The sequence below is a fragment of the Amycolatopsis sp. NPDC049691 genome (assembly GCF_040675005.1).
Taxonomy (GTDB): Bacteria; Actinomycetota; Actinomycetes; order Mycobacteriales; family Pseudonocardiaceae; genus Amycolatopsis.
This window is the reverse complement of sequence record NZ_JBFANX010000008.1, coordinates 302,023-326,018: the sequence shown is the minus strand read 5'-3', so window position 1 is coordinate 326,018 and position 23,996 is coordinate 302,023. Positions and strand designations below refer to the sequence as shown.

Genomic DNA, 23,996 nt, shown 5'->3' with positions numbered 1-23,996 from the left:
CCGTGAACCACGACGCCCGGCAGCTGCTGGCGGCCTGGAACGACACCACCACCGACGTCCCGGGAGCGGGCCGCACGCTCACCCGGCTGCTCGCCGAGCAGGCGGCCCGCACCCCGGACGCGACGGCCTTGGTGTTCGAAGGCGAGTCCCTGACCTACCGCGAACTCCACCGCCGGGCCGACGGGATCGCGCACCTCCTGGCCGAGCGGGGCGTGGGCCCCGGTGTCCTCACCGGCGTCTGCGCCGACCGGAGCCTCGAGCTGGTGGTCGCCCTGCTGGGGGTGCTCAAGGCCGGCGGCGCCTACGTCCCGCTCGACCCGGACTACCCGGCCGACCGGCTGGCCTACATGGTCGCCGACAGCGCCGCGCCGGTCGTCCTCACCCAGACCCACCTCGCCGGAAGAATCGACGCCGAGACCATCCTCCTCGACGCCGTGGACTTCTCCGCCCACCCGGCGCCGGAACCGGCTGTGTCCACAAAGGACCTGGCATACGCCATCTACACCTCCGGCTCCACCGGCCGCCCCAAGGGCGTCCTGGTGCCGCACGAAGGCATCGTCAACCGGCTCGCCTGGACGCAGGCCCAGTACGGCCTCACCGAAGAAGACCGCGTGCTGCAGAAGACGCCGTCCAGTTTCGACGTCTCCGTCTGGGAGTTCTTCTGGCCGCTGCTGACCGGCGCCACGCTCGTCGTCGCGCGTCCCGGCGGTCACCGCGATCCGGCTTACCTCGCCGAAATCATCCGCGCCGAGCGGATCACGACCGTCCACTTCGTCCCGTCGATGCTCCAGGCGTTCCTGCTCGACCCCGCCGCCGCGACCTGCACCGGCCTGCGCCGCGTGCTGTGCAGCGGGGAAGCCCTGCCCGCGGAGCTGCAGGCCCGGTTCTTCGCCACGCTCCCGGGTGTCGAGCTGCACAACCTGTACGGCCCCACCGAAGCTTCGGTCGACGTCACGTACTGGGCCTGCGAACCCGGAGAAACGACTGTCCCGATCGGACGTCCGGTGTGGAACACCCGCACGTACGTCCTCGACGCCGAGCTGAAGCCGGTCGCGCCGGGCGTCGCCGGCGAGCTGTACCTCGCCGGGGTCCAGCTGGCCCGCGGCTACCACGGCCGGCCCGGCCTGACCTCCGAGCGGTTCGTGGCGAGCCCGTTCGAGCCGGGGGAGCGGATGTACCGCACCGGCGACCTCGCCCGCTGGTCCGCCGACGGCGCCCTGCACTACCTCGGCCGCACCGACCACCAGGTCAAGATCCGCGGCCTGCGCGTCGAGCTGGGCGAGATCGAGGCCGTCCTCGACCGCCAGCCCGGGGTCGGCGGCTCGTGCGTGCTGGCCCGTGAAGACCGCGAAGGCGACCAGCGCCTGGTCGGGTACGTCGTCCCGGACGGTGCCCCGCCGGACGTCGAGGCCCTGCGCGCAGCCTTGGCCGAGAACCTGCCGGAGTACATGGTCCCGGCCGCGTTCGTGGTGCTCGAAGACCTGCCGCTGACCCCGAGCGGCAAGCTCGACCGCAAGGCCCTCCCCGCCCCGGACTGGTCCGCCGCCCGCACCGGCCGCGCCCCGCGCACCCCGCGCGAGGCCGCGCTCTGCGCGCTGTTCTCCGAGATTCTCGGCGTCGACGGCGTCGGCATCGACGACGGCTTCCTCGCCCTCGGCGGCCACTCCCTCCTGGCCGCCAGGCTCGTCTCCCGCATCCGCGCCACGCTCGGCGTCGAGGCCGGCATCGGCGACGTCTTCCGCGCGCCGACTCCGGCCGGCCTGGCCGAGCTCCTCGAAGACGCGTCCGACGCACGCCCGGCCCTGACGCCGCGCCGCCGCCCCGAGCCCATGCCGCTGTCGTTCGCGCAGCGCCGGTTGTGGTTCCTCGACCAGGCCGACACCTGGAACGCCAGTTACCACGTCCCACAGGCCGTCCGCCTGACCGGCCCGATCGACGCGGACGTGCTCCGCCGAGCTGTCGAAGACGTCGTCGCCCGCCACGAAGCCCTCCGCACGATCTTCACCCGCGACGGCGACGAGCCGGTGCAGCACGTCCTGTCCTCCGGCGAAGTCCAGTGGGCGACGAAACAGTCCACTGAGGACATACTGAGCCAGGACCTGACCGCCGCCACTGAGGCCGGCTTCGACCTCGCCCGCGAACTGCCGATCCGCGCCACCCTCTTCACCCTGCCCGGCGACACCGCCGTGCTGCTGCTGGTCGTGCACCACATCGCGAGCGACGGCTGGTCCTTCGCCCCGCTCCTGCGCGACCTGTCGGCCGCCTACGCCGCCCGCGCCACCGGCAACCCTCCGAAGTGGACGCCGCTGCCGGTCCAGTACGCGGACTACACGCTGTGGCAACGAGAACTCCCCGTCGAGCGCGACCTCGCGTATTGGCGGGACACCCTGGCCGGGCTGCCCGAAGAACTGCCGCTGCCCGCCGACCGCCCCCGTCCCGCGGTCGCGAGCCACCGCGGCGGCGTCGTCCCGATGGACGTCCCCGCCGACGTCCACCGCAAGCTCGCCGACCTGGCCGCGGCGGAAGGCGCGACGCTGTTCATGGTCCTGCAGGCCGCCTTCGCCGCCCTGCTCACCCGCCTCGGCGCGGGCGACGACGTCCCGGTCGGCTCGCCGGTCGCGGGCCGCACGGACGCCGCGCTCGACGACCTCGTCGGCTTCTTCGTCAACACCGTCGTGCTGCGCACCGCCACCGGCGGCGACCCGACCTTCCGCGAGCTGCTGGACCGCGCCCGGGAAACCTGCCTGGCCGCGTTCGAGCACTCCGAGGTGCCGTTCGAGCGGGTCGTCGAGGAGCTGAACCCGGCCCGTTCGCTGGGCCGCCACCCGCTGTTCCAGGTGCTGCTGGTGTTGCAGAACAACCTCGCCGCCGAGCTGAACCTGCCCGGCGTCCGCGCCACCGGCGAGCGCGTCGACATCGGGTACGCGAAGTTCGACCTGGCTGCGATCTTCGAGGAACGCGACGGCGAGCTGACCGGCCTCCTGGAGTTCGCGAGCGACCTGTTCGACCGCGCCACCGCCGCCACGCTGGCCGGCCGCCTCCTGCGCGTCCTGGCCGCCGTCGCCGCGAACCCGGACACCCGCATCGGCGACCTCGACCTCCTCGACGAGGCCGAGCGGCGCCAGGCCGAGACGGGCGGCCTGCTCGCGCCCGCCGCACCGGCCGGCACCCTGCACGAAGTCGTCGAGGGCCACGCCCGCCGCACGCCGGACCGCACCGCGCTCCTGTTCGAGGACCGGACCGTCGGCTACGCCGAGCTGGACGCCCGCGCCAACGGCGTCGCCGCGCTCCTGACCGGTGTCGAGCCCGGCCGGATCGTCGCCATCTGCCTCGACCGCGGCCCGGACCTGGTCGCCGCCATCCTCGGTGTGCTCAAGGCCGGTTGCGGGTACACGCTCCTGGACCCGTCGTTCCCCGCCGACCGCCGTCAGCTCCTGGCCGAGCTGGTCGACGCGCCGGTCGTGCTCGACGATCTGTCCGGAGTGGACGCCATCGCGGCCGCGCCGGGCCGCGCGGTCAGCTCGGCCGGGCCGGCCTGCGTCATGTTCACCTCCGGCTCCACCGGGACGCCGAAGGGTGTTGTCGCCTCTCACGAAGCTGTCGTCACCACGGTCCTCGGCCAGGGCTACGGCGGTGACGTCTGGCTGCAGACCGCGCCCGTCTCGTGGGACGCCTTCGCGTTCGAGCTGTTCGGGGCCCTGCTCACCGGCGCCGCCTGCGTCCTGCAGCCCGGCCCGAAGCCCGAGCCCGCGCTGATCGCCGACCTGGTCGAGCGGCACGGCGTCACGACGCTGTTCCTCTCGGCCAGCCTGCTCAACTTCCTCCTCGACGAGTACCCGGCCGTCTTCACGCGGGTCAGGAATGTCTACACCGGTGGCGAGGTCGCCTCGGTCACGCACCTGAGGAAGGCCCTGGACAGCTTCCCGGACGTGGTGTTCACCAACGCCTACGGCCCGGTCGAGAACATGATCTTCGTCAGCTCGCACCGCGTCACGCCCGCCGACCTCGGGGCGGCCATCCCGATCGGCGTGCCGCTGAACGGCAAGCGCGCGTACGTCCTGGACGAGCGGCTGCGGCCGGTCGCGCCCGGCGTCGTCGGCGAGCTGTACGCCGCCGGCGGTGGCATCGCGGACGGCTACGTCGGCCGCCCCGCCCTGACCGCCGAGCGGTTCGTGGCCAGTCCGTTCCAGCCGGGGGAGCGGATGTACCGCACCGGCGACCTCGTGCGCCGCCGCGCCGACGGCGTCCTCGAGTACGTCGGCCGGGCCGACGACCAGGTCAAGATCCGCGGGTTCCGCGTCGAGCCGGGCGAGGTCCGGACCGCGCTGGGCACCCACCCGGCCGTCACCGAGTCGGCGGTCGTCGTCCGCGAGGACCGGCCGGGCCAGAAGCTCCTGGTCGCCTACGTCGTCGGCGAGCCCGCCGACTTCCGCGCCCACCTCGCCGAGCGGCTGCCGGAACACCTGGTGCCGAGCGCGTTCGTCCTGCTCGACGCGCTGCCGCTGAGCCCGAACGGCAAGCTCGACCACCGGGCCCTGCCCGCCCCCGAGCGCACGAGCACGAGCCGCGCGGCCCGCACCCCGCGCGAGGAAGTCCTCTGTGGACTGTTCGCCGACGTGCTCGGCGTCGAGGCCGTCGGGGTCGACGACGGGTTCTTCGCCCTCGGCGGGCACTCGCTGCTCGCCGCCCGGCTCGTCGCCCGCATCGGGTCGGTGCTGGGCGCCCGGATCGGCGTCGCGGACGTCTTCCGCGCGCCGACCGTCGCCGGCCTGGCCGCGGTTCTGGACAGCGCCCGGGCCGCCCGGCCCGCCGTCGTGGCGCGGCCACGCCCGGCCGTCCTGCCGCTCTCGTCGGCGCAGCGCAGCCTGTGGTTCGTCGAGCAGCTCGACCAGGCCGGCGCGACCTACAACGTCCCCCGCGCGCTGCGGCTGACCGGCGCCCTCGACGTCGCCGCGCTGCGTCAGGCGTTCGCCGACGTGCTCGAGCGCCACGAGGCCCTGCGCACGGTGTTCCCGGACACCGACGGCGTGCCGCGTCAGGAAGTCCGCCCGCTCGCCGAGCTGCCGTGGACCGAAGGCGACGTGGACCTCGCCGAGTTCGTCGCCCGCGAGTTCGACCTGGCCGGCGAGCTGCCGATTCGTGCGGCACTGCGGCGCGAGCACGACGACCACGTGCTGGTGGTCGTCACCCACCACATCGCCGGCGACGGCTGGTCCTTCGCGCCGCTGCTGCGTGACCTCTCGACGGCCTACGCCGCCCGTGTCGCCAGTGAGAGTCCGAAGTGGACGCCGTTGCCCGTCCAGTACGCGGACTACGCGCTGTGGCAACAGGATCTGTCCGACGACTCCCTCGACTACTGGGCCGAGGCGCTCGCCGGGCTGCCCGACGAGATCAGCCTGCCCTTCGACCGCCCGCGCCCGCCGGTCGCGAGCCACCGCGGCGCCACGCTGCCGGTACACATCGACGCGGACCTGCACGCCCGGCTCCTGGAGCTCGCCCGCGGTGAGCACGCGACGCTGTTCATGGTGCTGCAGGCCGGTTTCGCGGCGTTGCTGTCGCGGCTCGGCGCCGGGGACGACGTCGCCGTCGGCACCCCGTCGGCGGGCCGGCCCGACGCCGCGCTCGACGACCTCGTCGGCTTCTTCGTCACCACGCTCGTCCTGCGCACGGACCTCAGCGGCGACCCCGGCTTCGCCGAACTCGTGCGGCGGGTCCGCGAAACCGCGCTGACGGCGTTCGACCACGCCGACGTCCCGTTCGAGCGGGTCGTCGAACGGCTCAACCCGGCGCGCTCGACCGCGCGGCACCCGCTGTTCCAGGTCATGCTGGCGCTGCAGAACAACGTCGCCGGCAACCTGACCCTGCCCGGCCTGACCGCGGCGGACGTGCCGGTGACGACCGAGACCGCGAAGTTCGACCTCACCCTCAACCTGGAGGAGAACACCGGCACCAACGGGGAGCCGGCGGGCATCGGCGGGTACCTGGAGTACGCGACCGACCTCCTGGACGCGGGCACGGCGGCCGACCTCGCCGCCCGGTTCGTCCGGCTGCTCGAAGGCGCCGTCGCCGCGCCCGACCGCGCCCTGTCCACTGTGGACCTGCTGTCGGACGGCGAGCGCACCGCCATCGACACCGCCCACCGCGAAACGGTGCGGCCGCTGCCGGACACGTCGGTGATCGAGCTGTTCGAAGCCCGGGCCGCGGCCACGCCGGACGCGCCGGCGCTGGAGTTCGGCGCGACGACGCTGACCTACGCCGAGCTGAACACCCGGGCGAACCGGCTCGCCCACCACCTGGCCGCCCGCGGCGCCGGCCCCGAGCGGTACGTCGCCCTCGCCCTGCCGCGCGACGAGCAGCTGATCGTCGCGATGCTCGCCGTGCTCAAGACCGGCGCCGGCTACCTCGCGCTCGACCTGGAGTACCCGGCCGACCGCCTGGCGATGATGCTCGAGGACGCCGCTCCGGCCCTGGTCCTCCGCGGTGACGACCTCGTCTTCGCCGACGAGACCGCGAACCTGCCGCACACCGCGTCGCCGGACAGCCCGGCGTACGTCATCTTCACCTCCGGCTCGACCGGCCGCCCCAAAGGCGTCGTCGTGCCCCGGCGGCCGCTGCTGAACTTCCTCCTCGACATGGTCGACCGGTTCGGGATGACGGCGGGAGATCGGCTCCTCGCGGTCACGACGGTCGGCTTCGACATCGCCGGCCTGGAGATCTTCGCGCCGCTGCTGGCCGGGGCGACCGTCGTGCTCGCGAGCCGCGACGACGTGCGCGACACCCGCGCGCTGGCCGCGCTCGCCGAGGACGTCACGCTCCTGCAGGCCACGCCGAGCCTGTTCCACGCGCTGCTGGCCGAGCCGGTCGACCTCTCCGGCGTGCACGTCCTGGTCGGCGGCGAAGCCCTGCCCGACGACCTCGCGGTCGCGCTGCGGGCGCGGGCCGCGTCGGTCACCAACATGTACGGCCCGACCGAGACGACGATCTGGTCGACGACCGCCCGCGTCGGCGACGGCTCGCCGACCATCGGCACGGCGATCGCGAACACGCAGGTCCACGTGCTCGATCGGATGTTGCGGCCGGTGCCGCCGGGTGTTCCCGGTGAGCTGTACATCGCCGGGGACGGTGTCGTGCGCGGCTACCTCGGCCGGCCCGACCTGACCGCGGACCGGTTCGTCGCGTCGCCTCATCGGCCGGGGGAGCGGATGTACCGCACCGGCGACCTGGTCGCCCGCCGCCGCGACGGCGAGCTCCGGTTCCTCGGCCGCGTCGACCACCAGGTCAAGATCCGCGGCTTCCGCATCGAGCTGGGCGAGATCGAGGCCGTGCTGGCCGCGCACCCGGCGGTCGCGCTGCGCGCGGTCGTCGTCCGCGAGGACCGGCCCGGCGACAAGCGCCTGGTCGCCTACGTCGTGCCCAGCGGGCCGGTCGACGTCGAGGACCTGCGACGCCACTTGGCGGCCGCGCTGCCCGGCTACATGGTCCCGTCGGCGTTCGTGCTGCTCGACGAGCTGCCCCGGACCCCGAACGGCAAGCTCGACCGCAAGGCCCTGCCCGCGCCGGCCTTGGAGAGCGGCACCGGCCGGGTCCCGCGGACCGCGCGCGAGCACGCGCTGTGCGAGCTGTTCGCCGAGGTCCTCGGGGTGCCCGAGGTCGGCATCGACGACGGTTTCTTCGACCTGGGCGGCCATTCCCTGCTGGCCACCCGGCTGGCCGGGCGCATCCGCGCGGTCCTCGGCCTCGACGTCACCGTGCGGGCGCTGTTCGCGACGCCGACGGTCGCCGGCCTCAGCGAGAGCCTCGGGGACGCCGTCGCGGAGCGCCCGGCCGTCACGCGGCGCTCGCGACCGGACCGCCTGCCGCTGGCGCCCGGTCAGGAGCGGCTGTGGTTCCTGGCCCGGATGGACCCCGGGGACACCGCCTACCACATGCCGATCGCGCTGCGGCTGCGCGGCGACGTCGACGCGGCCGCCCTTTCCGCCGCACTGTCCGATGTGGCCGGTCGGCACGAAGCTCTGCGCACGTACTACGCGGAGGACGAGTCCGGCCCGTACCAGGTGGTCCTGGACTCCTTCGAGGTCCCGTTCGAGGCCGGCACCGGCTCGGTCGCCGAGGCCGCCCGGACGCCGTTCGACCTGGCCGCCGCGCCACCGGTGCGCTCGTGGCTGTTCAGCGAGGGCGACGAGCACGTCCTGCTCGTGCTGACCCACCACATCGCCGGTGATGGCTGGTCGATCCCGGTCCTGCTGCGCGACCTGGCCACCGCCTACGCCGCCCGGCTCGACGGCGACGCTCCGAAGTGGACCCCGCTGCCCGTGCAGTACGCGGACTACACGCTGTGGCAACGGGAACTCGACAGCGACCTCGCGTACTGGAGGGACGCGCTCGCCGGCCTGCCCGAGGAACTGGCGCTGCCCTACGACCGCGTCCGGCCCGCCACCGCGGACCACACCGGCGGGTCGGCGGCCGTCGTGATCCCGGCCGAGCTGCACGCGCGGCTCCTGGAGCTGGCGGCCGGGCAGCGCGCGACCCTGTTCATGGTCCTGCAGGCCGCGCTCGCGACGCTGCTGGCGCGGTTCGGCGCCGGCGACGACATCCCGATCGGCACCCCGGTCGCCGGCCGGCCCGACCCGGCCCTCGACGACCTCGTCGGGTTCTTCGTCAACACCGTCGTCCTGCGCACCGACGTCAGCGGCGCGCCGGCGTTCATCGAGCTGCTGGACCGCGTCCGCGAAGCCGACCTGAGCGCGTTCGAGCACGACGACGTCCCGTTCGAGCGGCTGGTCGAGGAGCTGAACCCCGCCCGTTCGGCGGCGCGGCACCCGTTGTTCCAGGTGATGCTGGTCCTGCAGCAGGACGCCCCGGCGCCCGCACTGTCCGGAGTGGAGTGCGAGCCGTACGAGGTGGCCCGCGCGGTCGCCAAGTTCGACCTCACCGCCGCACTGGAGGAGCACGGCGACGGCGGCGGGATCACCGGCGCCTTCGAGTACGCCACCGCGTTGTTCGACGCCGCCACCGCCGAGCGCCTGGCGTCGGCGTTCGTGCGGCTGCTGGCGCAGATCGCCGACGCACCCGCGAAGCCGGTGACGGCGTACGACGTGCTCACCACCGACGAGCGCGACCTCGTCCTGGCGGCGGGCAACGCCGTCGAGGTGAGCGACGCGCCCGAAGACTGCCTGCACACGATCGTCGAGCGGCAGGACCCCGACGCCGTCGCGCTCCTGTTCGAAGGCGAGTCGCTGACCTACGGCGAGCTGAACGCCCGTGCCAACGAGGTCGCCCACCACCTGCTCGACGACGGAGTCCGCCGCGGCGAAGTGGTCGGGGTCCTGATGGAGCGCGGCTTCGACTTCGCGATCGCGGTGCTCGGCGTGCTCAAGTCCGGCGCCGCCTACACGCTGCTGGACCCGAGCTACCCGGCCGAGCGGCTGGCCGCGGTCACCGAGCAGGCGGGCGTCAAACGGGTGCTGAAGTCCCTGCCGAGCCACGCCGAGAGGACGAACCCGGACGTCGAGCTGACCCCGGCCGACCTGGCCTGCGTCATGTTCACCTCCGGCTCGACCGGTGTCCCCAAGGGCGTCGCGACGTCGCACCGCGGGGTCGTCGCCACGATGGGCCAGGGCTACGCGACCTTCGACGCCGGCCAGGTGTGGCTGCAGTGCGCGCCGGTCTCGTGGGACGGCTTCGCGCTCCAGCTGTTCGGGGCGCTGCTCTTCGGCGGCCGGACGGTCCTGCAGCCCGGCCAGAACCCCGAACCGGAGCGGATTGCCGCGCTGGTCGTCGAGCACGGCGTCACGGTGCTGCACGCGTCGGCGAGCCTGTTCAACTACCTCCTCGACCAGGAACGGCAGGTCTTCACCGTGCTGCGCCGGGCGATGACCGGCGGCGAGCCGGCGTCCGTCGAGCACGTCACCAAGGCACTGCGCGAGTACCCGGACGTCCGGCTGATCAACGGCTACGGCCCGGCCGAAAGCATGGGCTACACGACGTTCCACCCGATCACCGAGGCGGACCTCGGCGGCACGGCCATCCCGATCGGCCGGCCCGTCGCGAGCAAGCGCGCGTACGTCCTCGACGCCCACCTGGCGTTGGTGGCTCCTGGTGTCACGGGTGAGCTGTATCTCGCGGGCCACGGTCTCGCGGACGGTTACCGCGGCCTGCCCGCCGCCACGGCCGAGCGGTTCGTGGCTTCGCCGTTCGCCCCGGGGGAGCGGATGTACCGCACCGGCGACCTCGTCCGCTGGCGCGCCGACGGTGTCCTCGAGTACGTCGGCCGCGCCGACGACCAGGTCAAGGTCCGCGGCTTCCGCGTCGAGCCCGGGGAAGTGCGGGCGGTGCTGGCGCGGCACGACGGCGTCGAGCAGGCCGCGGTCGTCGTCCGCGACGGCAGGCTGATCGGCTACGTCGTCGGCGACGCCGAGCCCGCGGCTTTGCGGGCGTACCTGGCCGAGCGGCTGCCCGACTACCTGGTGCCGTCGGCGATCGTGCCGCTGGCCGAGCTGCCGCGGACCGCGAACGGCAAGCTCGACCGCCGCGCGCTGCCCGCGCCCGACTTCGCGGCCGGTTCGCGCCGCCGTCCCCGGACGGTCACCGAGAACGTCCTCTGTGGACTGTTCGCCGAGGTGCTCGGCCTGCCCGAGGTCGGGCTGGACGACGGCTTCTTCGACCTGGGCGGGCATTCGCTGCTGGCCGCCCGGCTGATCGGCCGCGTCCGGGCGGTGCTCGGCGTCGAGCTGGGCATCCGGGACCTGTTCCGCACGCCGGCCGTCGCCGGCCTCGCCGAGGTGCTCGGCGACGCGGCGCCGGCGCGGCCGCCGGTGACCCGCCGCGAGCGCCCGGACCGGCTGCCGCTGTCGTTCGCGCAGCAGCGGCTGTGGTTCGTCGACCAGGCCGAGGAGGCCAACGCGGGCTACGACGTCCCGCGCGCCCTGCGCCTGCGCGGCCCGCTCGACGTGCCTGCCCTGCGAGCGGCGCTGGCCGACGTCGTCGAGCGGCACGAGTCGCTGCGAACGGTGTTCCCGTCCCGCGACGGCGAGCCGTGGCAGGAGATCCTGACCGCGTTCGACGTGCCGTGGACGGTCGTCGAGTCCACTGAGGACAGTCTGGCGGACGTGCTCGCGGAGGCCGCGGCGCACCTGTTCGACCTGCGCACCGAGCTGCCGATCCGGGCGCACCTGGTCCGGGTCGCCGCCGACGACCACGTGCTGCTGCTGGTGCTGCACCACATCGCCTCCGACGGCTGGTCCGCCGCGCCGCTGTGGCGCGACCTGGCCACCGCGTACGCGGCCCGCCTCGACGGGCACGCCCCGGACTGGGCGCCGCTGCCGGTGCAGTACGCGGACTACACGCTGTGGCAGCGCGAAGTCCTCGACGAGCCGGAGATCGCCGGGCAGCTGGCGTACTGGCGCGACACCCTGGCCGGCGCGCCCGAGGAGCTGACGCTGCCCGCCGACCGGGTCCGCCCGGCCGTCGCGAGCCACCGCGGTGGCTCGGTGGAGTTCGCGCTCGGCGCGGACGTCCACGCGGCGCTGGCCGACCTGGCCCGGGGCAGCGGCGCGACGCTGTTCATGGCCCTGCAGGCCGGGTTCGCGGCCTTGCTGTCCCGGCTCGGCGCCGGGGACGACGTGCCGCTGGGTACCGCCGTCGCGGGGCGCGGGGACACCGCGCTGGACGACCTCGCCGGGTTCTTCGTCAACACCCTGGTCCTGCGCACGGACGTCTCCGGGCAGCCGACGTTCCGGCAGCTCCTGGCCCGTGTCCGCGACGCCGGCCTGGCCGCGCTGGCGCACGCCGACGTCCCGTTCGAGCGGGTCGTCGAGGAGCTGAACCCGGCGCGGTCGGCCGCCCGGCACCCGCTGTTCCAGGTGATGCTGGTGCTGCAGAACAACGCGAGCGCGCGGGTCAGCCTGCCCGGGCTGGCCACCGAAGGGGTCGCGGTCCGCCGGGACGTCGCCAAGTTCGACCTCACCGCGGGCATCGAGGAGAACCACGCTCCCGACGGCACCCCGGCCGGCTTGAGCGGTCAGCTGGAGTACGCGACCGACTTGTTCGACGCGGCCACGGCGGCCGCCATCGCGGAGCGGTTCGCCCGGTTCCTCACCGCGGCCGTCGCCACGCCGGACGTGTCCGTTGTGGACCTGGACCTGCTCGGCGCCGGCGAACGGGCGGAACTGCTGGCGCTCGGTTCGACGCAGGCCACGGCACCGGCGATGCGGCTGCACGAGCTGGTCGAGCGGCAGGCGGCTTGGGCACCGGACGCGACCGCGCTGGTCTTCGAGGGCTCGACCCTCACCTACCGGCAGCTCGACACCGAGGCCAACCGGCTCGCGCGGCACCTGGTGGCCGAGGGTGTGCGGCCCGGCGACCTGGTCGGCGTCCACATCGGACGCTCACCGCGGCTGGCCGTCGCGCTGCTCGCCGTCCTCAAGGCCGGGGCCGCGTACACGGTGCTGGACACGGACTTCCCCGCCGAACGCCTGGTCGCCGCTTTGCGGCGGACGTCGGCCGCGGTCGTCTTGACCGACGGCGGTGAGCTGCCCTGGCGGCGGATCGACGTCGTCGCCGACGCGGCCGCGATCGCCGTCCGCGACGGCGGTGCCCTCGGCGTGCCCGGCAGCCCGGACGACCTCGCCGTGGTCATGTTCACCTCGGGGTCCACGGGCGTTCCGAAGGCGGTCGCGGCCCCGCACCGCGCGGTCGTCGGCACGCTGACCGGCCAGGACTACGCCGGGTTCGGCCCGGACGACGTCTGGCTGCAGTGCGCGCCGGTGTCGTGGGACGCCTTCGGCACGCAGCTCCTCGGTCCGCTGCTGTCGGGCGGCACCGTCGTGCTCCAGCCCGGCCAGCGGCCCGAGCCGGCGCTGATCGAGGACCTGGTCGTGGCGCACGGTGTCACGGTCCTGGACGTCTCGGCGAGCCTGTTCAACTTCCTGGTCGACGAGCACCCGGCGGTGTTCGCGACGGTCCGCCGCGCGATGACCGGCGGTGAGGCGGCCTCGCCCGCGCACCTGGCGAAGGTGCTGCGGGAGTACCCGCACGTCGCGGTGGTCAACGGCTACGGTCCGGCCGAGACGATGGGCTTCAGCACGTTCCACGAGGTCACGGCGGTGGACGGGCCGGTACCGATCGGACGGCCGCTCGCCGGGAAGCACGCGTACGTCCTCGACGCGCGGCTGCGGCCGGTGCCGGCCGGGGTCGTCGGCGAGCTGTACCTGGCCGGCGTCGGCACGGCGCTGGGGTACCTCGGTGCGCCGGGGGCGACGGCCGAGCGGTTCGTCGCCTCGCCGTTCGGTTCCGGTGCGCGGATGTACCGGACGGGCGACCTCGCGCGGTGGAACGCTTCCGGTGTCCTCGAGTACGCGGGCCGGGCCGACGACCAGGTCAAGATCCGCGGGTTCCGCGTCGAGCCGGGTGAGGTGCAGGCCGTGCTGGCCGGGCACGACGGGGTCACGCAGGCCGCCGTCGTGGTCCGGGACGGCCTGCTGGTCGCCTACGTCGTGGGAACCGCCGATCCCGCGGTGCTTTCGGAGTACGCCGCGGCGCGGTTGCCGGAGTACCTGGTGCCGTCCGTGATCGTGCCGCTGGCCGAGCTGCCGCGGACGGCGAACGGGAAACTGGACCGGGCGGCGCTGCCCGCGCCGCAGCGGGTGGTGGCGGGCCACGTGGCTCCGCGTACCCCGGTGGAGTCCGCGCTCGCGGCGATCTGGGCCGACGTGCTCGGGATTCCGTCGCCGGGCGTGGCGGACAACTTCTTCGCGCTGGGCGGGCACTCGCTGCTCGCGGCGAAGGTGACCGGCCGGATGCGCACGGAGTTCGGCGTCCGGCTGGGCGTGCGGGCGCTGTTCGAGGCCCCGACGATCGCTTCGCTGGCCCGGCTGGTGCCGGCGGCGTCCACTGTGGACTTCGCGCCGATCCCGGTGCGGGCGCACTGGGCTCGCACGCCGCTTTCGCCGGTGCAGCGCGGATTGTGGTTCGCCGAACGGCTCGCGCCGGGTTCGGCGGAGTACCTGGTACCGCTGGCGTTGCGCATCGGTGGCGACCTCGACGTTGCGGCCCTGGCAGGCGCGCTGTCGGCGGTGGTGGCCCGGCACGAGGTGCTGCGCAGCCGGTTCGTGGAGGTCGACGGGGAGCCGATCCAGGTGGTGGACCCGGTGCGCCCGGTGCCGGTGCCGGTCACCGATGAGTCCGATGTCGAGGCGTTCGTCCGCGCCCAGCTGGACATCCCGCTCGACCTGGAGCACGGCCCCGTCCTCCGCGCCGCACTGGCCCGCGTGTCGGAGCGTGACCACGTGCTGGTGTTGGTCATGCACCACATCGTCGCCGACGGGTGGTCCATGGGTGTCCTGGCACAGGAACTTCGCGACCACTACGCCGGGGTTCAGCCCGCCGCTCTGCCGGTACAGTTCGGCGACGTCGCCGCCTGGCAGGCCGCGGCCGACGACCAAGCCGGGCTCGACTTCTGGCGCCAGGCCCTCGACGGCATGCCGCACGTCGCCGAGCTGCCCGCCGATCGGCCGCGGCCGCTCACCCGGGACATCGCCGGCGCCAAGACGCCGGTGCGCGTCCCCGCGGAAGTCGTCGACCGCCTGCAGCGGCTGGGTGCCGAGCACGGGGCGAGCCTCTTCATGACCGTCCTGGCGGCCTTCGAAGTCCTCATCGGCCGCTACACCGCCATGCGGGACTTCGCGATCGGCACCCCGGTGTCCGGCCGCGGCCACCCGCAGACCGAGCCGCTGATCGGGCACTTCGTCAACACCGTGCCGCTGCGCGCGGACCTGACCGGCGACCCGGCGTTCACGGACCTGCTGAAGAGGGTCCGCACCGGCACCCTCGCGGCGTTCGACCACGACGACGTCCCCTTCGACCGGATCGTCGAACTCCTGCGCCCGCAGCGCGACCTCACCCGCACACCGCTCGTGCAGATCGTGTTCGCCCTGCAGAACACCGAGGAGGCCGGCTGGGCACTGCCCGGGCTGACGGTCGACAAGCTCGCCGTCGACACCCGGGTCAGCAAGTTCGACCTCGAACTCGCTCTCGCCCAGGCTCCCGACGGCGCCCTGACCGGCATCTTCGAGTACCCGACCGCCCTGTTCGACGCCACCACCATCGAGCGCCTCGCCGGGCACTTCACGACCCTGCTCGAGCGGATCGCCGACGCACCGGAAACCCCGGTCGGCGAGCTGGACCTGCTCACCGAAGCCGAGCGGGAGCACCTCGTCCACGGCGTGAACGACACGAAGGTCGCCTACGACGAGGATGTCTGCCTCCACCACCTCATCGCCGAGCAGGCGCGAAAGACCCCGGACGCGATCGCCGTCGAATACCTCGACGACCACATCGGCTACGCCGAGCTGGACCGCCGCGCCGGAGTCCTCGCCGCGCGCCTGACCGGCCACGGCGTCGGCTCGGACGTCCCGGTCGGCCTGCGGATGGACCGCTCGATCGACCTGATCGTCGGCCTGGTCGCGATCCTCAAGGCCGGCGGCGCGTTCGTCCCGATCGAGACCGATGCCCCCGAACCGCGGGTGCTCGGCATCCTCGGCGACGCCCATGCGCCGGTCTGCCTGGTCAACGAAGGAGCGCCGACCCCGCACAGCGAGGAGGTCACCTTCCTCGAAGTGTCCGATCTGGACGGACCGGCGCCGAAGTGGACGGACACCACCCACCCCGACAACCTCGTCTCGATCTACTACACCTCCGGCTCCACCGGCAAACCGAAGGGCGTCGCCAGCACCCACCGCGGCTGGGTCAACCGGCTGCGCTGGCACCAGGACACCTACCGGCTCCAGCCGGGCGAGGGCGTCCTGCAGAAGACGACCCTGGTCTTCGACGACGCCGCCGTGGAATGCCTGTGGCCGCTGATCGTCGGCGGGCGAGTCGCGCTGATCCCGCCGGGCCTGCACCGCGACCCGGCCGCCATCCTCGACGGCGCGATCCGGCACCGGGTCGCCAACCTGCAGTTCGTCCCGAGCATGCTGACGCTGTTCCTGGAGCAGCTGACGCCGGCCGACCGCGCCGCGCTCAAGTCCGTCCGCAACGTCATCACCAGCGGCGAAGCGCTCCAGCCGGAGCTGCTGAAGCTGTTCTTCGACCGCTTGGGAGACACCGCCACGCTGCACAACCAGTGGGGCGCCACCGAGGTCTCGATCGACTCGACCATGCGTGAGTGCCGCCGGTCCGATCTGGACGGTGCGGGCTCGGTGAGCGTCGGCTCGCCGATCGCCAACAACCGGATCCACGTCCTCGACGAGCACCTGCGGCCGGTCCCGGTCGGCGTCCCCGGCGACCTGTTCATCGGCGGCGTCGGCCTGGCCCGCGGCTACCTCGGCGACCCGGCCAAGACGGCGGCGGCGTTCCTGCCGAGCCCGTTCGACCCGGGGGAGCGGCTCTACCGCACCGGCGACCGCGGCCTGCGCACCCCCGACGGCGCGCTGACCTTCCTCGGCCGCCAGGACTCGCAGGTCAAGATCCGCGGCATCCGCGTCGAGCCCGGCGAGGTCGAGCAGGTCCTCCTGGAACTGCCCGGCGTCCGGGAAGCCGCCGTCACGGTGTGGCAGCCGGTGCCGGGCGACAAGCGGCTCGCCGGGTACGTCACCCCGCAGGCCGGCGTCACGCTCACCGAGGCCGGGATCCGCGAGCAGCTGCGCGAGCGGCTGCCGGTCTACCTCGTGCCGACGGCGCTGAGCGTGCTGCCCGAGTTCCCGACCACCACCAGCGGCAAGATCGACCGCAAGGCGCTGCCGGCGCCGGCCGCGGCCGGCGCCGAGTACCGGGCACCCGAAGGCCCGGTCGCGGAACTCGTCGCCGAGGTGCTGCAGAACGTCCTCGGGGTCGGGCGAGTAGGTACCGACGACAACTTCTTCGACCTCGGCGGGCACTCGCTGCTGGGTGTCCGGGTGGTCGCCGAGCTGCGCAAACGGCTCTCGGCGGACATCCCGATCCGGCTGATCTTCGACTCGCCCACGGTCGCGGAGCTGGCCGACGCCGTCGCCCGCGCCACCAAGCGCGAGTTCGAGGCCATCCCGAAGCGGCCCGACGGCCCCGCGCCGCTGGCCGGCGTCCAGGTCGGCATGTGGCTGGCCGACCGGATGGCCCCGTCGAGCGCCGAGTACCTGGTGCCCAACGCGGTCCGGCTCCGCGGGCCCCTCGACGTCGACGCTCTCGCCGCCGCCCTCACGAAGCTGGTGGAGCGGCACGAGATCCTGCGGACCCGGTTCGTCGAAATCGACGGCGAGCCGCGGCAGGTCGTCGACGCGGCCGGCCCGGTCCCGCTGCCCGTCACCGAGATCGACGCGATCGAGCCGTTCCTGGCTCTGCGGGGCATCGACCTCGCCACCGGGCCGGTCTTCGCCGCCGCGCTCGGCCGGCTGGCCGGGGACGACCACGTGCTGGTCCTCTCGGCGCACCACATCGTCCTGGACGGCTGGTCCGAGGGCATCCTCGCCGAGGAGCTGCGCGACCTCTACGCCGGTGTCGACTTGCCGCCTTTGCCGGTGCAGTACGCCGACGTCGCGGCCTGGTCCCGGCCGGGCGAAGCGGACGTCGAGTTCTGGCGGACGCAGCTCGCGGGCGTGCCCCAGGTGGTGCAGCTGCCCACCGACCGGCCGCGGCCGCCGGTGCGCGACCCGCGCGGGGCGCGGTACGAGTTCAGCGTGCCCGCGGAGCTGGCGACCCGGCTCGGCGAGGTCGGTGCGGAAGCCCGGGCCAGCCTGTTCATGACCCTGCTCGCCGGGTTCCAGGTGCTCGTCGCGCGGCACACCGGGCTGCGGGAGTTCGCGATCGGCAGCCCGGTCGCCGGCCGCGACCACCCGGACACCGAGCGGCTGATCGGCCAGTTCGTCAACACCCTGGCGTTGCGCGCCGACCTGACCGGCTCGCCGGGCTTCACCGACCTCCTGGAGCGGGTCCGCGAGACGGCGCTGAACTCCTTCAGCCACCAGGAAGTCCCGTTCGACCGGGTCGTGGCCGAGCTGCGGCCGGACCGCGACCCGAGCCGGAACCCCTTGGTGCAGCTGATGTTCGCGCTGCAGACGGTGGCGCAAGGCGGTTGGGAGTTCGCCGGGCTGGACTGCGAGGCCGTCGGGATCGAGACGGGCGCCGCGAAGTTCGACCTCGCCATGGTGCTGCGCGAGCAGGCCGACGGCGCGGTCGGCGGCGTCCTCGAGTACCCGGTCGCGCTGTTCGACGAGGACACGGTCGCGGCGTTCGCCGAGCGCTACCTCCGGCTGCTCGAAGGGTTCGCCGCCGACCCGCGGCGTCCGGTCGACCGCGTCCCGATGCTCGACGCGGGCGCGCCGGCCCCGGCGGATGCCAGCGCCCCCGGTGGCACGTTCGCCGGGCTGATCGAGGCCCAGGCGCGGCGGACCCCGGACGCCCCGGCCGTCGTGGCCGGGCCGGATTCGCTCACCTACGCCGAACTGGACCGGGCGGCCAACCGCGTGGCCCGGTTGCTGCGAGCGCGGGGCGCGGGTCCGGAGCAGGTGGTCGCGCTGCTGCTGCCGCGCTCGGCCGACCTGGTCGTGGCGCAGCTCGCGGTGGTCAAGACCGGCGCGGCCTTCCTGCCGATCGACCCGGGCTACCCGGCCGAGCGCATCCGGTACATGCTCGAGGACGCGAACCCGGTGCTCACGCTGCGGGAACTGCCGGAGTCCACAATGGACGACGGACCGCTGGACGTCGTGGTGGCGCCGGAGAACGCGGCGTACGTGATCTACACGTCGGGTTCGACGGGACGGCCGAAGGGCGTCGTCGTCAGCCACGCCGGCCTCGGCACGCTGGTGGCCAACACCGTCGACGCCTACCGGGTCGGCCCGGGCGACCGGGTGCTGCAGTACGTGTCCCCGAGCTTCGACGCGTCGATCCTGGAGCTGTGCGCGTCCCTGATGACCGGCGCCGCGCTGGTCGTCACGCCGCCCGGCCCGCTGCTGGGCGACCAGTTGCGGGACGTCCTCGCCGAGGGCCGCGTGACGCACGCGCTGATCCCGCCCGCGGCGCTGGCCACCGTCGAGGCCCCGGACCTGCCGGACTTCCGGACGGTCGTCGTCGGCGGCGACGTCTGCCCGCCCGACCTGGTCGCGACGTGGGCGCCGGGCCGCCGGATGCTCAACATGTACGGCCCGACCGAGGCCACGGTCGTCTCGACGGTGTCCGAGCCCCTGGTGGTCGGCGCCCCGGTGACCATCGGCCAGGCGCTGCGGCACACGCAGGCGTACGTCCTGGACGACCGGCTCCAGCCGGTGCCGCCGGGCGTGGCGGGCGAGCTGTACGTCGCGAGCCCGGGCCTGGCCCGCGGCTACCTCGGCCGGCCGGGCCTCACCGCGAGCCGGTTCGTGGCGAACCCGGCGGGCGGGCGGATGTACCGCACCGGCGACCTCGTCCGCCGCACCCGCGCCGGTGACCTGGAGTTCCTCGGCCGGACCGACGACCAGGTCAAGATCCGCGGCTTCCGCATCGAACTCGGCGAAGTCGAGTCCGCGCTGCGGGCGCACCCGGCGCTCACCGCGGCGGTCGTGCTGGCCAAGCCGGACCCGGCCGGCCAGAAACGCCTGGTCGCCTACGTCGCCGGCGACGTCACGGCCGCCGAGCTGCGGACGTTCCTCGGGCAGCGGCTGCCGGAGCACCTGGTACCGAGCGCGTTCGTCGTGCTCGACGCGCTGCCGGTCAACGCCAGCGGCAAGCTCGACCGGGCGGCGCTGCCCGAACCGGCCGAGGAGACGGCGGACTACGTAGCCCCGAGCAGCCCGGAGGAACAGCTGATCGCCGACATCTGGGCCGAGGTCCTTGGCGTGCCCCGCGTCGGGCTCGGCGACGACTTCTTCGCCCTCGGCGGGCACTCCGTGCTCGCCGCCAAGGTCCGCATGCGGCTGCAGGCCGCGTTCGGGGTGGACCTGCCCCTACCCGTGCTGTTCCAGACCACCACGGTCGCCGCGCTCGCCGCCGTGGTCCACACCGAGATCGAGGCCGAGCTCGCCGGCATGTCCGAGCAGGAGCTCCTCGACTCCCTCACCGAGGAGGCCAGCGCATGACCACGTTCGACATCCGCCCGGAGGCCGACGCCGAGCGCGCCGCGCGGCTGCGGGCCGCGGTGCTCGCGAAACGGTTGCGCGGCCGGGCCGCGGCGCCGGCCCGGGCGTTCGGCCGGGCCGACCGCGGTGCCCCGCTGCCGCTGTCGGCCGGGCAGCAGCGCCTGTGGTTCCTCGACCGCCTCGACCCGGACAGCGCCGAGTACGCAGTGCCGCTGCTCCTGCGACTGGAGGGCGCGCTCGACGTCGACGCGCTCCGCCGGTCGCTCGACGCACTGGTGGCGCGGCACGAGATCCTGCGCACGACGTACACCGCGGAGGACAACCAGCCGCGCCAGGTGATCAACGCCCCGGCGCCGGTCGACCTGCCGGTGGTCGAGGGCGACCCGGAGGAGGTGCTGACCGAGTACGTCGGCCGTCCCTTCGACCTCGCCGCCGGGCCGGTGTTCCGCGCGCTGCTGGTCCGCGAGGCGCCGGACCGGCACGTGCTCGCCCTGAACGTCCACCACATCGCCTGCGACGGCTGGTCCCTGCCGATCCTGATGGACGACCTCCGCAAGCTCTACACCGGGGAGGAACTGCCTCCGGTCGAACTGTCCTATGCGGACTTCGCCGTCTGGGAGCAGTCCCGGGTGGACGCCCACGCGGCCGACCTCGCGTACTGGAGGGAGCGGCTCGCCGGGCTGGAAACCCTCGAACTGCCCGCCGACCGGCCGCGCCCGGCGCAGCGCGACCACCACGGCGCGTCGGTCCGCTTCACCATCCCCGCGGCCGCCGCCTCCGCCGTGCTCGACCAGGGCAAGGCAGCCGGCGCGACGCCCTTCATGACCCTGTTGGCCGCCGCCTACGTCGTGCTGGGCCGGCACACCGGGCGTACGGACATCGCCGTCGGCACGCCGGTCGCCGGCCGCGGCCGGGCCGAGCTGGAGCACATGGTCGGGTTCTTCGTGAACACCGTCGTCGCCCGCGGCGACCTGTCCGGCGACCCGGACTTCGCCACCCTCGCCGACCGCGTCCGCGTGGCGCGGCTGGCCGACCAGGCGCACGAGGACCTGCCGTTCGAGCGGCTGGTCAAGGAGCTGGCGCCGGAGCGCGACCTCGCGCACACCCCGGTCGTCCAGGTCATGTTCGCCGTCTACGACTCTTCGTCCGGCTCGCCGGACCTGGGCGAACTGCGGGTGTCGCCGGTGGATCTGCCCTCGACGACGGCGAAGTTCGACCTGATGATCTCCTTCGTCCGCCAGGCGGACGGTTCCGTCGAAGGCGTGCTGGAGTACGCGACCGCGTTGTTCGACGAGGTCCGGATGGCGCGGATGGGCGAGCACTTCGTCCGGCTCTTCACCGAACTCGCCGAGAAGCCCGGCGTCCGGCTGTCCGAAGTGGACGTCCTCGGCGCGGACGAGCGGAAGCTGCTGCTGGAGACCTGGAACGCCACCGCCGAGCCCTACCTGCGCGGCACCCTGCACGGCCGGATCGCGGCGCAGGCCGCGTCCACCCCGGACGCGATCGCCGTCCGCTGTGGACAGACCGAGCTGACCTACGCCGAGCTGGAGGACCGTGCCACGCGGCTGGCCCAGCGCCTGCGGGCGCACGGCGTCGGCGTCGAAACCCCGGTCGGCGTGCTCTGCGAACGCGGTCCGCTGCTGCTGCCGGTGCTGCTGGCCATCCTCAAGACCGGCGGCCACTACATCCCGCTCGACCCGGCCTACCCGCGGGACCGCAAGGAGTACATGCTCCGCCAGGCCGGCGCGCGCGTGCTGGTCACCACCCGCCGGTACGCCGGGGAGAACCTCGGCGAGGTCAAGCTCCTGGCCGACGAGCCGGTCGCCGACGACCCGGTGCCGTGGACCGACCCGGTCGTCGACCCGGAGAACCTCGCCTACGTCATCTACACCTCCGGTTCGACCGGCCGCCCCAAGGGCGTGATGATCAGCCACCGCGGCGTGCTGCACTACCTGGACTGGTGCCGCCAGGCCTACCGCGCCGACGAGGGGGACGGTGCCCCGGTGCACTCGTCGCTCGCCTTCGACCTGACCGTCACCGGGCTGTTCGTGCCGCTGCTGTGCGGCACGACGGTGACGCTGGTGCCGGAGGACGAGCACCCGGTCGCCGGGCTGGCCGACGTCCTGTCGAGCGGACGGAAGTTCAGCTTCGTCAAGCTCACCCCGGCCCACCTCGAACCCCTGCGCCGGTGTCTCGCGCCCGAGGCGGCGGCCGCGGCCGCGCATCTGGTCGTCGGCGGCGAACAGTTGACGGCCGAAGCCCTGGAGTTCTGGCGGGAGCACGCTCCGGACGTCGTGGTGGCCAACGAGTACGGCCACACCGAGACGTCGGTGGCCAACGTGATCAACCTGCTGCCCGCCGCCGACTGCGTGAGCACGCCGATCTCGGTGGGCCGCCCGATCTGGAACACCGAGGTCTACCTCCTCGACGAGCACCTGCGGCCGGTTCCCGTCGGCGTCACCGGCGAGCTGTACGCGGGCGGTGCCGGGGTCGCGCGCGGCTTCGCCGGCAATCCCGGCCTGACCGCGGCGAAGTACGTGCCGAACCCGTTCGGGCCCGGCCGGCTCTACCGCAGCGGCGACCTGGCCCGCTACCTCCCGGACGGGCGGCTGGAGTTCGTCGGCCGCACCGACCACCAGGTCAAGGTGCGCGGCTACCGCATCGAACTGGGCGAGATCGAGGCCGCGCTGGTCGGCGGCCCCGGCGTCACCGAGGCGGTCGCCGTGGTCCGCGACGGCGCACTCGCCGGGTACGTGTCGCCGTCCACTGTGGACGCCGACGTGCTGCGGGCGCACCTCTCCGAACGGCTGCCGGAGTACATGGTCCCGGCGACCCTGACCACTTTGGACACCCTGCCGCTGACGTCGAACGGCAAGATCGACCGCGTCGCCCTGCCCGTGCCGGACGCGGCTCCGGTGTCGACGTCCGGCGTCCTGCCGCGCGACGAGCTGGAGATGGCGCTGGCCAAGCTGTGGGAGGACCTCCTCGGCCGCCGGGTGGGGGTCACCGACGGCTTCTTCGACGTCGGCGGCCACTCGCTCCTGGCGGTTGTGCTGGTCGACCGGATCAAGGCCGAGCTGGGCGCGACCGTCGGCCTGGCCGAGGTGTTCCGCGCCCCGACGATCCGGGCGCTGGCCGACCTCATCCGGGCCGGGGACCACGGCGGGGGACTGGTCGTGCCGCTGTCGCCGGGCCGGGCGGGCGTCGCGCCGCTGTTCCTGCTGCCGCCGACGGCCGGCAGCCCGTTCCCGTACCTGCAGCTGGTGGCCGAGCTGGACCCCGCCCTGCCGGTGTTCGGCCTGCAGGCCCCCGGCTTCGGGCCCGGCGAGGACCCGGTGCACACGATCGAAGAGCTGGCCGCGGCGTTCGTCGCGGATCTCCTGCCGGTGGTGGGAGACCGGCCGATCCGCCTCGCGGGCTGGTCCCAGGGCGGCTCGGTGGCCTTCGAAATGGCTGCCCAGCTGGAAAAGGCCGGCCGGGCCGTCGAACACCTCTGCATCATCGACGCGACCGTGCTCGGCGTCGACGACTACGGCAACCCGCTGCCGGAGGTCGACACCAGCGACCCCCTCGCGTGGTTCGGCGAAGCCGTGCTGAAACTGGCCCCGGGCGCCGTCGACACGCTCGACGAGATGCTCGCCGAAGCCCGCGACCGCGGCATGGTGAGCGAAGTCGCGGGCAACGCCGTCGTCGAGTGGATGGCGCGGGTCTACCTGGCGGGCAAGGACGCCGTCGAGGCCTACCGCTGCCGGGCCGTCGTCGACACCGGCATCCACCTCATCACCTCCACCGGCACCCACCCGGTGAAGGGCCGCCCGGAAGTGCGGCCGGAGAGCTGGCGCGCCCGCACGCGCGGCGAGCTCACGGTGACGCCGGTTTCGGGCCACCACTGGGACATGGTCGAACCGCCGCACGTGGCGGAGCTGGCCCGGGCCGTGCTGGCCGGGCTCGCCGTGACCGCCGACGAGTGAAGGA

At 73.9% G+C, this 23,996-nt stretch carries 2 protein-coding genes; both read left to right on the top strand.

The genetic code is table 11. The features are described from left to right. The first annotated feature begins 2 nt into the window (after positions 1–2). Entirely contained in the window at positions 3–20,021 is a 20,019-nt protein-coding gene (locus tag AB0J40_RS21000; RefSeq protein WP_364455513.1) for a non-ribosomal peptide synthase/polyketide synthase, read from the top strand. Then, complete coding sequence (locus tag AB0J40_RS20995) at positions 20,018–23,992, top strand: amino acid adenylation domain-containing protein (RefSeq protein WP_364455510.1); 3,975 nt, start codon at positions 20,018–20,020, stop codon at positions 23,990–23,992. Before AB0J40_RS21000 ends, AB0J40_RS20995 begins: the two co-directional genes overlap by 4 nt. Positions 23,993–23,996: the final 4 nt, after the last annotated feature.

What these genes read in the sequence shown, in the direction of transcription:
- AB0J40_RS20995 (WP_364455510.1), top strand. Translation starts at nt 20,018, where the DNA reads ATGACCACGTTCGACATCCGCCCGGAGGCCGACGCCGAGCGCGCCGCG.